At 50.7% G+C, this 13,550-nt stretch carries 13 protein-coding genes; 2 read left to right on the forward strand and 11 right to left on the reverse strand.

The genetic code is table 11. From position 1 onward, the window contains the following. Positions 1 to 11: 11 nt before the first annotated feature. From FO446_RS27535 to FO446_RS27575, 9 genes are all read right to left on the reverse strand, one after another. The gene (locus FO446_RS27535; RefSeq protein ID WP_173610315.1) at positions 12 to 1,286 is read right to left on the reverse strand and encodes a TRAP transporter large permease; all 1,275 of its coding nucleotides are present in this window, start codon (positions 1,284 to 1,286) and stop codon (positions 12 to 14) included. Between the two features lie 7 nt (positions 1,287 to 1,293). Next, the gene (locus FO446_RS27540) at positions 1,294 to 1,761 is read right to left on the reverse strand and encodes a TRAP transporter small permease (RefSeq protein ID WP_173610314.1); all 468 of its coding nucleotides are present in this window, start codon (positions 1,759 to 1,761) and stop codon (positions 1,294 to 1,296) included. Positions 1,762 to 1,825: 64 nt separating this feature from the next. Further along, positions 1,826 to 2,881 carry a TRAP transporter substrate-binding protein gene (locus tag FO446_RS27545; RefSeq protein ID WP_173610313.1) on the reverse strand — a complete coding sequence of 352 codons (1,056 nt, stop codon included), beginning with the start codon at positions 2,879 to 2,881 and terminating at the stop codon, positions 1,826 to 1,828. A gap of 29 nt (positions 2,882 to 2,910) precedes the next feature. Continuing rightward, entirely contained in the window at positions 2,911 to 3,681 is a 771-nt protein-coding gene (locus tag FO446_RS27550) for an SDR family oxidoreductase (protein WP_237899606.1), read from the reverse strand. After that, positions 3,678 to 5,102 (reverse strand): aldehyde dehydrogenase family protein, encoded by a 1,425-nt coding sequence (locus tag FO446_RS27555; protein WP_237899607.1) that lies wholly within the window; start codon positions 5,100 to 5,102, stop codon positions 3,678 to 3,680. Before FO446_RS27555 ends, FO446_RS27550 begins: the two co-directional genes overlap by 4 nt. Before the next feature lie 20 nt (positions 5,103 to 5,122). Next, positions 5,123 to 6,199 (reverse strand): tartrate dehydrogenase, encoded by a 1,077-nt coding sequence (locus FO446_RS27560; protein ID WP_330873228.1) that lies wholly within the window; start codon positions 6,197 to 6,199, stop codon positions 5,123 to 5,125. A gap of 225 nt (positions 6,200 to 6,424) precedes the next feature. Next, positions 6,425 to 8,152 (reverse strand): sigma-54-dependent Fis family transcriptional regulator, encoded by a 1,728-nt coding sequence (locus tag FO446_RS27565; RefSeq protein ID WP_232774312.1) that lies wholly within the window; start codon positions 8,150 to 8,152, stop codon positions 6,425 to 6,427. A 106-nt stretch (positions 8,153 to 8,258) separates the two neighbouring features. Next, entirely contained in the window at positions 8,259 to 8,648 is a 390-nt protein-coding gene (locus tag FO446_RS27570; protein WP_106779201.1) for a hypothetical protein, read from the reverse strand. A gap of 8 nt (positions 8,649 to 8,656) precedes the next feature. Then, positions 8,657 to 8,857 (reverse strand): helix-turn-helix transcriptional regulator, encoded by a 201-nt coding sequence (locus tag FO446_RS27575; RefSeq protein ID WP_173610309.1) that lies wholly within the window; start codon positions 8,855 to 8,857, stop codon positions 8,657 to 8,659. Between the two features lie 295 nt (positions 8,858 to 9,152). Between FO446_RS27575 and adh the strand changes: the two genes are divergently transcribed. Both adh and FO446_RS27585 read left to right on the forward strand, forming a co-directional pair. Then, positions 9,153 to 10,673: an aldehyde dehydrogenase gene (gene adh / locus FO446_RS27580; RefSeq protein ID WP_232774286.1), complete on the forward strand. Its 1,521-nt coding sequence runs from the start codon at positions 9,153 to 9,155 to the stop codon at positions 10,671 to 10,673. A gap of 3 nt (positions 10,674 to 10,676) precedes the next feature. After that, positions 10,677 to 11,027: a DUF779 domain-containing protein gene (locus FO446_RS27585; RefSeq protein WP_173610308.1), complete on the forward strand. Its 351-nt coding sequence runs from the start codon at positions 10,677 to 10,679 to the stop codon at positions 11,025 to 11,027. Between the two features lie 56 nt (positions 11,028 to 11,083). On the opposite strand, the gene FO446_RS27590 is transcribed toward FO446_RS27585, so the two are convergent. Both FO446_RS27590 and FO446_RS27595 read right to left on the reverse strand, forming a co-directional pair. Then, complete coding sequence (locus FO446_RS27590; protein ID WP_221867290.1) at positions 11,084 to 12,745, reverse strand: DEAD/DEAH box helicase; 1,662 nt, start codon at positions 12,743 to 12,745, stop codon at positions 11,084 to 11,086. Between the two features lie 18 nt (positions 12,746 to 12,763). Then, positions 12,764 to 13,390 carry a class I SAM-dependent methyltransferase gene (locus tag FO446_RS27595; RefSeq protein ID WP_229087827.1) on the reverse strand — a complete coding sequence of 209 codons (627 nt, stop codon included), beginning with the start codon at positions 13,388 to 13,390 and terminating at the stop codon, positions 12,764 to 12,766. Positions 13,391 to 13,550 lie beyond the last annotated feature (160 nt).

The following is a 13,550-nucleotide window of genomic DNA, read 5'->3' on the forward strand; positions in this document are numbered from 1 at the left end:
TTCCCCCTCCGTTACTTGCTCAAGTTAACAAGGAATAAGCTAATTTCAGGAATATAGGTGATGAGCATCAAATCGACGATCATGATGACCAAAAACGGGATCACCGCTCGCTCAATCTCCGTATTCTGGAGTTTCGCAATATTTCCTGCTACCAACAAATTGATCCCAACCGGCGGCGTCAGCATACCGATGGCGGAGTTGACGACCATGATCACCCCAAATAGCACCGGATCAATGCCCAAAGAATTCGTGATCGGCAAAAGGATCGGGGTCAGGAGAATGATCGTAACCGCCGTTTCCATAAACGTCCCCAAAATGAGCAGCAAGATGTTAATTATGAGCAACGTAATGATCGTGCTGTCGGTAATCCCCAGCATGAATTGCGCAATTTCCTGCGGGATGTTTTCCCTCGTCATCAGATAGCCAAACGCATTGGCGGTCGCGATAATAAGCATGATGACCGCTGTCATGCTGGCAGAGCCCGCGAATATTTCCCCCAAGTCCCTCCACTTGATCTCCCGGTAGACGAAAAGCCCGACAACCAGACCGTATATCACGGCTACCACTGCCGCTTCTGTCGGAGTAAAAATGGCTCCGTATATACCACCAAGAATAATAATCGGCATGAGAATCGCCAAAATGGCGTCCTTGAATGCCTCCCATATCTCTTTGGGTGTATGCTTCTCTCCGCCACCCCAGCCATTTTTCTTACTGATCCAATACGAGTACAGAATTAGTGAGATCGCTACGAGAATACCTGGCCCGATCCCTGCAATAAATAAGTCGCTAATCGAGGCACTCGCTGCTACCCCGTATAAAACCATTGGCACGCTCGGAGGAATCATGACACCGATCGTTCCGCCTGTTGCATGCAAGGCCGCAGAAAACCGGATATTATACCCTTTTTTGACCATGTGCGGGATCAAAATTCCCCCTACGGCTGCCGTTGTTGCGGCAGAAGAACCCGATATCGCTGCAAAAAAAGTACACCCCATCACCGCCACGATTGCCAATCCTCCAGGCAGGTTCCCGACAATCGTATTCGCAAAACGGATCAGCCTTGCCGAGATTCCGCCTGTTTCCATCAGCTTTCCTGCCAAGAGAAAGAACGGAATCGCCATCAATGGGAAGGAATCTGTCCCGTTGAACATTTTTTGAATGACAACCAGAAGAGGAATGTTCCCCTCCAGCATAAACACCACAACGACAGATAACCCCAGTGCCACCCCAATTGGTACATTCAGGATCAGGAGCACCAACAGTGTTACAAACAAAATCGTACCCACAATCTGGTCACTCCTTCCCGGTAATGTCTTTCCATGTCACATGGATCACGTTCATGATGAGTAAGGCACCGCTGATCGGAATCACCATGTATACATAGCCCATGGGAACGAGCAGAGTGGGTGAGGTTTGTGTCATGCTTCTCGCAGATAACAAGTAGCCTTGCTGAACCGTGACAAGAAAGAAGACCAGACTACACAAAGCGGCAATAACCAGCACCACCTTGTTCATCCGAGGCGACAAGTACTTTTGAATGTATTCCGTACCGATGTGTGCTTTGATCGACATCGCGTACGCTGATCCCAGAAACGTGATCCAAATCAGCAAATACCGAGCCAATTCCTCCGTCCAGGCCAAGGGCTGGTCGAGCAAAAAACGGAAAAGCACCTGCAGAAAGACAGCGATCACCATAATAGCCAGCAGGGCAATAATGAAAAAACGAAGGATGCTGTTTATTTTGAAAACAAGGTTGCCCACACACAATCTCCTTTCGCAGGAAAAAGGGGAGAAAAGCCAGAGTGGCTCGTCTCCCTTCTGCCGTTTATTTTGTATTTACAATTTGATCCACCAGCTCTTTGCCGAACTGCCCGGAAAACTTGTCATAGACAGGCTTCATTGCATCGCGGAAAGCTTGCTTATCCACATCCTCGGTAATGACTACACCTTTTCCTTTAATAGTGGAAATGGCCTCTTCTTCCATCTTGATCATCAACTCACGCTCGTACTGTCCCGCTTTTTTGGCTTCCTCGGCAAGAAGTTGCTGGACATCTGCCGGGAGCTTATCCCATACAGGCTTGCTGAACAAGATCATTGCCGCTGAGTAAACATGCCCGGTCAAGGCCATTTGCGTTTGCTTGGATTCATACAACTTGTAGGTCTGCGCGACAATCGCCGGATTTTCCTGGGCATCGACGACTCCTTGTTGCAGCGCTGTCAGCGCCTCTGTCCAAGCCATCGGAGTCGGCTTCGCTCCCAATGCTTCGAATGCAGCCAGATGAATCGGGTTTTCCTGCGTGCGTATCTTCAACCCTGCCACGTCCTCCGGCTTCTTGATCACCTTCGAGCCGTTAGTAATATGGCGGAAGCCGTTTTCAGCCCATGCCAGCCCGACCAGATTGGCGTTTTCCAAATCCTTGAGCAGGTCTTGTCCGACTTGTCCGTCGAGTACCTTGTAAGCCTGCTCACGGCTCTCAAACAAGAACGGAAGATCCAGTACGCCCAGCTTTGGATGGAAGTTCATCACAGGCGCAGTCGAGGTAATCGACATATCCGCCGTTCCAAAGGTCAGCGCCTCTGTCAATTCACGCTCCGCTCCTAGCTGGCTCAGCGGATACACCTCGATTTTCACTTTTCCGTTCGAGCGCTTGTCGACATCCTCGGCCATTTTTTTCAATGCCAAATGGTATGGATGATCCTCCGTAAGTGAATGCCCTGCTTTGAATACATAGCTTTGGCCGTCACTTTTCGGTGCTTCTGTCCCCCCGGCTTGTCCCGCAGGTGGAGCAGTCTGTTGACCGCCGCCTCCTCCACACGCCGCCAGAAATAAAGACACAGACATGATGCTCGCTAGCACGAAGCTCCCCTTCTTCCGAAACATGCGATAGTACCCCCTGTTAATTCTTTTGTTTAGATCCCTCTTCCACCGTCTACATTCATGACCTCGCCCGTGACAATTTTGGATAGATCAGAAGCCAAATAGAGAGCCGCCTGCGCGATATCCTCCGGCTGAATCAACATGCCTAACGGAACACTGCTGATGAAAATATCTTTTTTCCCGGCTTCTACTTCCGCTTCATCCCCATTGATAAACTTACCCAGCATCGGTGTCTCTGCCGGCCCTGGATTGATGACATTGACCCGGATTTGAAAAGGAGCAAGCTCAATCGCCAGTGCCTTGCTCAACATGATAGCGGCCCCCTTGGACGCGCAGTACGCGTTCAGTCCCGGACGTGCACGAATTCCGGCAATCGAAGCGATATTGATGATGCTGCCTTTCCCCTTCTCCTTCATGTAAGGAACTGCATGCCTTGTCGTCAAAAAGATCGACTTGGTGTTCACAGACATGATGCGATCCCACTGTTCCAAGGTCAGCTCCTCAATGGGGGTAAACGCTTGGGGGACACCCGCGCAGTTGACCAGGACATCAATCGAGCCGTACACTTCGAGCGTTTCCTTCACGAGAGCAACGACACTCGTATCGTCTGCCACATCCGTTTGCACCGCATAACCTTTCCCTTGTGGCAGCTCTTGAGCGACTGCTACTGCCGCCTCTTTGTTCAAATCAGCCAGGATGACGTTGGCTCCCTCGGCCGCAAAAAGCATCGCAATGGCCTTGCCCATTCCTGACGCGGCCCCTGTTACAATCGCCGTTTTTCCCCGCAAAAGGTGCCCGCTCATAGGTTGATCACCACCATCCGCTCTTCCGTCATCTCTTCGACTGCGTAACGCGGACCTTCTTTGCCCAGTCCGCTGTTTTTGACTCCGCCGTACGGCATGACGTCATTGCGGTAGGTCGATACGTCGTTGATCACCACGCCACCGTACTCCAGCACGCGTGCCGCTTTCATCGCGACGTTCAAATCACGGGTAAAAATCCCCGCCTGCAAGCCGTACTCCGAATCGTTGGCTTGTGTAAAAGCATCTTCAAGATCACTGTACGGAATGATCGTGACAACGGGCGCGAACACTTCCCGGCAAACCACCTTCATCTCTGGCCTTGTATCCACCAACACAGCCGGATAGAAGAGAGCTCCCTCCCGTTTGACAGGCAAGAGCGATCTGGCCCCTTGGCTAATCGCTTCCTGTACCCATTCCTCTGTACGGCTCGCCTCTTTTTCACTGATCATCGGTCCGACATCCGTCTCAGGGTCTTCCGGGTTCCCTACCTTCAACTGATGAACATGCGAGATATACAAGTCGCTGAACGCCTGCATAACCGATTCATGCACGTAAATGCGCTGAACAGCAATGCACGCCTGGCCAGCATTGTGAAAGCTGCGGGCGGCTGTTTGACGGGCTGCCAGCTCCAAATCTGCATCGAGGTGCACAATATTGGGAGAGTTGTTGCCGAGCTCCAGCGCAACGGGACGCATGCCACTTCGCTCCTTGATGCGGCGACCGACTTCTCCTGACCCGGTAAAGGTGTACATGGCGATGCGCTCTTCATCCAGCAGCCATTCTCCTACCTGACTGCCTGCCCCTGTCACGATATTCACATAGCCTTTTGGCAGGCCCGCTTCCTCCAGGATCTCCACCAACAAAAAGGTTGCGATAGGCGTGACTGTAGCTGGCTTAACGACCAGCGTATTTCCTGCGGCTAGCGCTGGCGCGATCTTGTGCGTGCTGAGCAGCAAGGGATAGTTAAACGGCGTAATAGCACCGATTACTCCCTTTGGCACCCGAATGGTAAAGCCCAGCCGGTTTTCCGAGCCTTCCGTTGCTTGCAGCGGAATCATTTCCCCGTGAATCTTCTTGGCTTCCTCTGCTGACAAGCGCAGTGTATTGATCGTCCGATCCAGCTCATTCATCGCGTCCTTGCGTGTTTTGCCCACTTCGCGAATCAAGGATCGCTCCATCTCGTCCCGGCGGTCCTCCATGAGCTCAGAGGCTCTCAGCAAGATTTTGTATCGCTGAAAAGGTGTTAATTTGTCCGCCTTAAACGTCTCCCACGCCGCTTCCACCGCTTCTGTTACATGCTGCTGACAAGCCTTGGCAATACGCGCGATGCACTCGCCCGTGTACTTGTGAAGGACGGGGATGTAGCTCTCGGTTTTCACCCATTCTCCACCGATGTACAAATCATACGATCTCGCTTCCATGTCCTCTTCCTCCCTTATATTTATCTCGTTGTTTGATAGATGTGGCGAACGATTTCGTCTCCTAATTCTTTTGTGGTCGCCGTCCCCCCAAGATCAGGAGTGAGCACCTTGCCATCTTGCAGCACGTTTTCGATAGCGTTCATGATGACAGTACTGAGCTCTGGCAGATCGAGATGATCCATCATCATGGCGAGGCTCCATACTTGTGCGATCGGATTGGCGATTCCTTTACCCGCGATATCTGGCGCAGAGCCGTGAATGGGCTCAAACATGGATGGGTACTTGCGCTCCGGATTGATGTTCGCAGAAGGAGCCAAGCCCAAACCTCCAACGATTGCCGCCCCGAGATCAGTCAAAATGTCACCAAACAAGTTGCTCGCGACTACGACGTCAAACGTTTCTGGTCGCGTGATGAAATAGGCAGCGAGTGCGTCGATATGATACAGATTGGTCTGGATGTCTGGGTATTCCTGACTGACTTCCTTGACGATCTCATCCCAAAACGGCATGGAATGGTTGATGCCATTGGACTTCGTTGCCGCAGTCACGCTCTTTTTCGAACGTTTCTCCGCCAGTGCGTAAGCGTACTTGAGGATGCGCTCTGTGCCATACCGGGTAAATACGTTGTTTTGCACCGCCATTTCGTACGGTGTACCCTGATGCATCCGCCCGCCCATATTGGAGTACTCACCCTCTGTGTTCTCCCGCACCACGACGAAATCGAGATCGGCATGCCCCTTATAGCGAAGGGGGCTTTCCAGACCTTTGAGCAGCTTGACCGGGCGAAGGTTCACATACTGCTGGAATGCCCGGCGAATCGGCAAGATCAGCTCCCACACAGAGACGTGATCAGGAACCTCGGGGGCACCTATTGCACCAAGCAGAATCAAATCATAGTCTTTTAAAAGATGGAGTCCATTCTCCGGCATCATTTTGCCGTGTTGGAGATAGTAGCTACAGTTCCAATCCATGACATCACGAGCAAACCGAATGCCACCGTGACTTTCTTCTATAGCTCCCAACACCTTCAGGCCTTCTTCCATGACTTCGGGACCGATTCCGTCTCCTGGAATTACTGCAATGGAATAGTGTAGCAACGGTCTCCCTCCTAAAAATCTAAATTTTTCGACTTTATACAACGCTATCTCCTTGCATGATTAATGCCAAGCTCCGTATCATACCCCTGAGCGGATAAAAGTCTATCATCCGTTCCTCTCCATGCATCACTCGTCTGGTGACATTGCAAAACGAGCGCAACAAAATGTTGCAACACGCATTGCAACATCTGTTCACGCCAAGCTATACCGTTTCATCCCTTATGACTATTCCTGATTAATCGGTGCCCCAATCTGGTATTCTTCTATTTTGCGATACAAGGTATTGCGTCCGATTTGCAGCATTTTGGCCGCTTTGCTTACATTACCGCCACTTTTCTCGAGCGCCTTTTTGATCGCTTTTCTCTCTGTTTCTCGCAACGAAGGAATGTCATGATCCGCAGACTCAGACGTATCGGCTTCCATCAATCCCTCCAACTGGATGTGATCGCAATCAATGGTGTTCCCCTCTGCCAAAAACACCGCTTGAATCAGCACGCCTTGCAGTTCCCGGATATTGCCCGGCCACGAATAAGCACACAGCTTGTCCTTTGCCTCCGTGGTCAGTATGTACGCTTGTTCTGTGTCGATCTGCTGCAATAGATGCTCCGCCACCTGGATGATATCACTGCGCTTTTTCAACGACGGCAAATGAATGGTGACCCCTTTGAGCCGGTAGTACAGATCCGCCCGAAAACGTCCCGCCTTGATCTCCTCTGACAGGTTTCGATGCGTAGCGGCAATGATCCGCGCATAAATCGGGCGGGATTGATTGCTCCCCACCGGAGTGACGACCTTTTCCTGCAAAACGCGCAGCAGTGCCGCTTGCGCACGCAAAGACATATCCCCGATCTCATCCAAAAAGATCGTGCCTTTTTTCGCCGCTTCAAACTTTCCGATTCTTCCTTCTCGATGTGCCCCTGTGAATGACCCGCTTTCATATCCAAACAATTCACTCTCGACCAAATTTTCTGGAATTGAACTGCAGTTCACTGCGATAAAAGGCTCAAGCGCACGCGGCCCTGTCTCATGGACCATTTTAGCGAACAGCTCTTTTCCCGTACCGCTTTCCCCTAAAATGATCACAGGAAAATCTACCTGAGCCGCCTTTTGTCCGAGCATCTTTGCCTGCAAGAAGAGCGGGCATGAACCAGCTAGACGCGGAAACGGCTTTAGCTGGACTTTGGGTGCCGCAGACCAAAAACGCGGGCGATGATCTTTTACATGACGGCCAGCACGCTCTTGCTCGGCACTTACCCTAGTTCCCAAGGCTTCCTTTCCGAGCTGCTGCTGCGCGGCCCCATTTAAGCCCACGATACGCTCGTCCCGATCCAAGCCGACGAGTGCCAGCTTCCCTCGACCATCTCCTGAGCTTGATGACGTTGGTAAGGCAATCACGCGCTCCGCATCTGCTAACAAAAAGCGGTTTTGCAGAGCCTCTGCGATCATGCAAGCAATAGTTAGGGCAAACGGGTGGGAATATTCTTTACGCGTACTAATGTCAATGATGCCCAATAGCTCACCCGCTGGTGAAAAAATAGGCGCCGCCGAGCAAGCAAGAAAGCGATTTTCCAAAAAGTAATGCTGCTCTCCCTGTATCTGAATCGGTTGTTGTGCGATCAGTGCTGTCCCAATCGCATTGGTTCCTTTGTAGTCTTCTGTCCAGTTCGCTCCGATTTGCAGCTGTACTTTTTGTGCCTGATTGGCGAAGACCGGGTCCCCGATCGTTTGAATAATATTTCCTTCCCGGTCAGACAGGAGTGCGATGTGCTCTGTCGATAACAAAAAGGGAGCAAGCTTGTTAAACAGCGGGAGACTTTCACGAATCAGAGGGTGATTATCTTGAATGATTTCTTTGATTCGTCGGGCAGAAATGATTTGATCATTGACCTTCTCCGTAGCCTTGAGGTTCGATTCCTGACAGCGCTTCCAAGATTGCTGAACAATCGTCGACAACACGATTCCCTCCCCCAAAAATCATTCCCCCTCAGTATAACATGAGAGTCTTTGCTATAGAAAAAACCAGTCGAACCACGAGCACATTTGTCCGACTGGCTGCTATTTATCTGAACTTCCGCGAATAGAAAAATTCCGTAATTGGCGCCACAATGAACGTCAAACCGACGACGACTGCCAAAGGAATATTTTGAATGTCATTAAGTGCAGTAACCCCTTCCGACAGGAACAGGACCGCAGCAGACAGCACCATAAGCGCATAGTATCCGATTCTCGCACTTTGCGTCTTGATATGCTTGTCCAATTCGTCACTTTCACTGTATTTCCCGCCCTCGTAGTCTCCCCAGGTGATCGAGTTCAACAAGTACGACAGTGCAATGCAACCGAAAATGATTGTGCTTACATCCAGCATCTCATAACGAACCCACCGATAGCCTCCGTGCCCTGCAATCGCCAACAATAGGATGGATGAAACAATCACGTTGAACTTTTTCATAGCTTCTCTCACTCCTCACTGTATGGTTGAAACAGCTCGTCAATCGTTACCCCTAAATTGCCCGCCAAATCAAAAGCCAATTGCAGGCTCGGGTCGTATTTGTTGTTCTCGATCGCATTGATCGTCTGTCTGCTAACCTTGCACAGCTCAGCCAGCCTGCCTTGCGAGATGTTCCCTTTTTCTCGAAATTCCTTTATTCGATTTTTCACGGAGTTGTTCACCGTCCATTTACAGGTGGGTGTAAAAAACCTTTTACACCCAAACTATAGAGCAAGACACGAGACGTGTCAAACATGTTTTACACCCCTAGCCGTCATCGGTCATTTTCCGACAGATATCCACTCCTTTGTCCCAATACGGAACACAACATGATCCATTATGGAACAATTTCTATCCTCATCTACCCAAGAAAACGCTGTCATTTCGAGCTTTTTCACGTTGGTACGAGACTTGCTTTTAGAGAGGACTGTAAAGAAATATGTGATAAATGAGGAGGCGCTCGCAATGATCTATGCTCAGCCCGGCCAAGCCGGCTCCAAGGTGACTTTCAAAAATCGTTATGAAAACTACATCGGGGGTAATTGGGTTCCGCCAGTAAAAGGTGAGTATTTCGAAAACGTATCACCTGTAACAGGCAAGGTTTTTTGCGAGGTAGCCCGCTCGACAGCCGAAGATATTGAGCTGGCACTGGACGCTGCCCATGAAGCAAAAGACGCGTGGGGCCGTACCTCTGTTGCACAACGCGCGAATATTTTGTTAAAAATCGCGGATCGGATGGAAGCAAATCTGGAGATGCTGGCAAACGCAGAGACGTGGGAAAACGGCAAGCCCGTTCGTGAAACACTCGCGGCCGACATCCCGCTGGCGATTGACCATTTCCGTTACTTCGCCGGAGCAATCCGCGCTCAAGAAAGTACACTCGCCGAAATCGATAACGATACGGTCGCTTACCATTTCCATGAGCCACTCGGTGTCGTTGGTCAAATTATTCCTTGGAACTTCCCGCTCCTCATGGCTACTTGGAAGCTGGCTCCAGCCTTGGCAGCGGGCAACTGCGTCGTCCTCAAGCCAGCGGAGCAAACTCCTGCTTCCATCTTGGTGCTGATGGAGTTGGTCGGCGACCTGCTCCCTCCTGGTGTCGTCAACGTCGTGAACGGCTTCGGTCTGGAAGCGGGTAAACCTCTCGCTTCAAGCAATCGCATCGCGAAAATCGCCTTTACGGGTGAAACGACGACAGGTCGCTTGATCATGCAATACGCTTCCCAAAATATTATTCCGGTGACGCTGGAGCTGGGCGGAAAATCGCCAAACATCTTCTTCCCGGATGTGGCTGCAAAAGACGATGCCTTCTTTAACAAAGCCATTGAAGGATTCGTACTGTTTGCGCTCAACCAAGGCGAGGTTTGCACATGCCCATCCCGCGCGCTCATCCACGAAAGCATCTACGACCAATTTATGGAGCGTGCCCTGCAACGCGTAGCCAATATCAAGCAAGGAAATCCGCTCGATACAGATACGATGATCGGCGCGCAAGCTTCTTTGGAGCAGGTAGAAAAAATCCTCTCCTACCTGGATATCGGCAAACAAGAAGGAGCCGAATGCCTGATTGGAGGATCTCGTGCACAGCTTGCAGGGGAACTCGAGGGCGGCTACTACATCCAGCCAACTGTCTTTAAAGGCCACAACAAGATGCGTATCTTCCAGGAAGAAATCTTCGGTCCGGTCGTCTCCGTAACGACCTTCAAGGATACAGAAGAAGCGCTCACCATGGCAAATGATACGCTGTATGGCTTGGGTGCTGGTGTATGGACACGCGACACGAACACAGCCTACCGCATGGGCCGCGAAATTCAGGCTGGTCGCGTTTGGACCAACTGCTACCACGCTTACCCGGCTCACGCAGCGTTTGGCGGTTACAAAATGTCCGGTATCGGCCGCGAGACACACAAAATGATGCTGTCTCACTACCAACAAACGAAAAACCTGCTTGTCAGCTACAGCGATCAAGCTCTGGGCTTCTTTTGATCAATGAGCCAGCCAGAAAAAGTGCTCGCGACAGATGCTGCACTGGCATTGATTGAACGGCTTCGCACCAAACACGGTGACCTGATGTTTCACCAATCAGGGGGCTGCTGCGATGGCAGCTCTCCCATGTGTTACCCGCTCGGAGAATTTCTTGTGGGTGAGCAGGACATCCTGTTAGGCGAGATCGGTGGCTGCCCGTTCTACATGGGCAAAGCGCAGTATGAGTATTGGAAGCACACGCAGCTCATCATTGACGTCGTGAATGGGCGTGGCGGAATGTTTTCGCTGGAAGGGCCGGAGGGAGTACGCTTCCTCACTCGATCACGGGTATTTCCAGACACGGAACCGGAATAAAAGGAAGACCGCTCCTGCCTTTATACGGCGGGAACGGTCTTTTTTTGCTTGGATTGCTATCTGGATTTTTTGCGAGAAGTACGATTTGCAGGAGCAGCGCTTGTCCTTTTGCCTGGTTTTGCATTTGGACGGGCGGAACTGCGTTGTGCAGATACTGGCTTCTTGCCAGAGCCGCTAGACTTGCGATCAAATCCACTTGTTGCACGGTTTCCTTCCTTCGGCTTACGTCCAGTACCACCTGCTGCTCGGTTACCGTCCTTCGGTTTGCGCTCGAATCCTCCTGCTGCACGGTTACCGTCCTTCGGCTTGCGATCAGAACCGCCTGCCGCACGGTCACGTTCCTTTGGCTTACGATCAAAACCGCCTGCCGCACGGTCACGTTCCTTCGGCTTGCGATCAAAACCGCCGCTCTTTTGTTGACGCCCTTCCCCATCTCTTCGGCGTTCCCCAGAGCCTTGCTGTCTTCGCTCAGCTGGCTTCCCTTTGTCTTTGCCTCTACCTTGCTTGTCCCCTCGACGCTCTTCCTTCCTGGATCGATCAGACTCAGGCCTTTGCTGTCGAGTCTGTTTCTTTTGATCACCCGATTCCCCGCGATCCATTTCACGCCGCTCCAGAGACAGATTGATCCCTTCTTCAATCTCCCTGAGCTGCCCCCAATCCTTCGCCGCTACCAAGGTAAAAGCGGTCCCCTTTTCCTTGGCTCGCCCCGTTCTGCCAATCCGGTGGATATAGCTGTCAACATCCTCTGGAATGTCGTAATTGAAAACATGTGTGACTCCCTCTACATCCAGCCCTCGCGCTGCCACATCCGTTGCAACCAAGTACTGAATCCTGGCCTCGCGGAATCGCTTCATGACATCTTCGCGCTTCGCCTGTGACAAGTCGCCGTGCAACTCATCAGACATATAATCGAGACCTTGCAGCGCAGCATTCAACTTACTCGCTCTACGCTTCGTTCGACAAAAGATCACCGCCAGAAACGGTCGTTGTTCATCTAACAGTCTGCACAGAGTATCTTGCTTCGCACGATCTGTCGTTTCTACTACAATTTGACGAATATCCTCCAACGTAATACGCTTGCCCTGCACCTGGATATTTTCCGGCTTTTTCATCAAGCGCTTCGCAAGAGATTGCACCTGTTCCGACATCGTGGCTGAAAACAGCATCGTCTGCTTATCGAAAGGCGTCTTCGCCATAATATCTTCTACCTCTGGCAAAAAGCCCATGTGGAGCATTTGATCCGCCTCATCCAGGACAAACATCGACACCTGTGATAAATCGATTGTCCCTCTCCGCAGATGATCCAGTAAACGCCCTGGCGTAGCGATGACCACTTGTATTTTTCCTGCCAGCTTTCTCAGCTGTTGATTGACATCTTGTCCACCATACACAGCAAGCACATGGATATCATCCAGCATCGCTACGAGCTTCTTCACCTCTGCCGTGATTTGCAGAGCAAGCTCCCGCGTAGGCGTCAAAATCAATGCCTGTACATGCGTTGCTTCCGGATCAACCTTTTCCAAGATCGGCAAAATAAAGGCAAGCGTCTTTCCCGTTCCCGTCTGTGCTTGCGCGATTACATCTTTTCCTTCCAGCACAACAGGAATTGCTTTTTCCTGAATCGATGTAGGCTCAGTAATCCCGTTTGCTTGCAGAGCATCTATCAGTTCCTTATGTATTCCTAATCTCCAAAAATCAGCCAGTTTCGCCATCTCCATTCATAAATCAATCCGTTATTATTTCGTACATACTGCCATGCCGATAAAGTACCGTACGCCATCGCGGGGTGTTTTTTCAAACGTAACGCCTCTCTGATAGTACATATCCACGTCAGAATAGTGTACAAACAGCTCGGCGAACTCTTCCGGCGTCAACTGATGAACATGAAAGGGCTCACTCGTCTCTTTGCCCCGCCCTCTGCCAAATGGACTGGACAGCACGAGCGTGCCACCTGGTTTCAGCATCCGATACAAGTTATCCATAAACAGCAAATCGTCTGCGACATGCTCAATGGTCTCAAAGCTCAAAATCGTATCAAACAACCCTAATTGCTCGGGAAGAGCCGGATCAAGAGCGTCACCCTGCTGATACGTAATCTTTTGATGGTTGTATTCCCGATTGGCATAAAATATCGTCGCCTCATCATTGTCGACAGCGATCAGTTCTGTCAGCTCTCGTTTTCGATCCTTTGCGATCATATGACATCCGTAGCCGGTACCGCAAGCGATATCCAGCACTCGACCTTTAACATAAGGCGCGGCAAAATAATATCTGGCTATATGCTCCAGCAGCATGCCATTCGTAGGTTTTAACAGCTTGGGGATGATTCTCTCCCCTGTCCATTCCAGCAAAGCAATCACCAATTTTCTCGTATTCTTCCTCACATCTTACCTTATTTATCGGCTTGATCCTATTAGCTAGCATTTCCTGAACGCTGTTTATTAAGAAATTTGTAAGACATTTCATTACTGTTTTGTTAGAGCTGGGCGTTAAGATAATACCATGAATGCATTCATAAGGTGG

The organism is Brevibacillus brevis (genome assembly GCF_022026395.1).
GTDB lineage: Bacteria > Bacillota > Bacilli > Brevibacillales > Brevibacillaceae > Brevibacillus.

What these genes read in the sequence shown, in the direction of transcription:
- FO446_RS27545 (WP_173610313.1), bottom strand. Translation starts at nt 2,881, where the DNA reads ATGTTTCGGAAGAAGGGGAGCTTCGTGCTAGCGAGCATCATGTCTGTG.
- FO446_RS27550 (WP_237899606.1), bottom strand. Translation starts at nt 3,681, where the DNA reads ATGAGCGGGCACCTTTTGCGGGGAAAAACGGCGATTGTAACAGGGGCC.
- FO446_RS27555 (WP_237899607.1), bottom strand. Translation starts at nt 5,102, where the DNA reads ATGGAAGCGAGATCGTATGATTTGTACATCGGTGGAGAATGGGTGAAA.
- FO446_RS27570 (WP_106779201.1), bottom strand. Translation starts at nt 8,648, where the DNA reads ATGAAAAAGTTCAACGTGATTGTTTCATCCATCCTATTGTTGGCGATT.
- adh (WP_232774286.1), top strand. Translation starts at nt 9,153, where the DNA reads ATGATCTATGCTCAGCCCGGCCAAGCCGGCTCCAAGGTGACTTTCAAA.
- FO446_RS27585 (WP_173610308.1), top strand. Translation starts at nt 10,677, where the DNA reads ATGAGCCAGCCAGAAAAAGTGCTCGCGACAGATGCTGCACTGGCATTG.
- FO446_RS27590 (WP_221867290.1), bottom strand. Translation starts at nt 12,745, where the DNA reads ATGGAGATGGCGAAACTGGCTGATTTTTGGAGATTAGGAATACATAAG.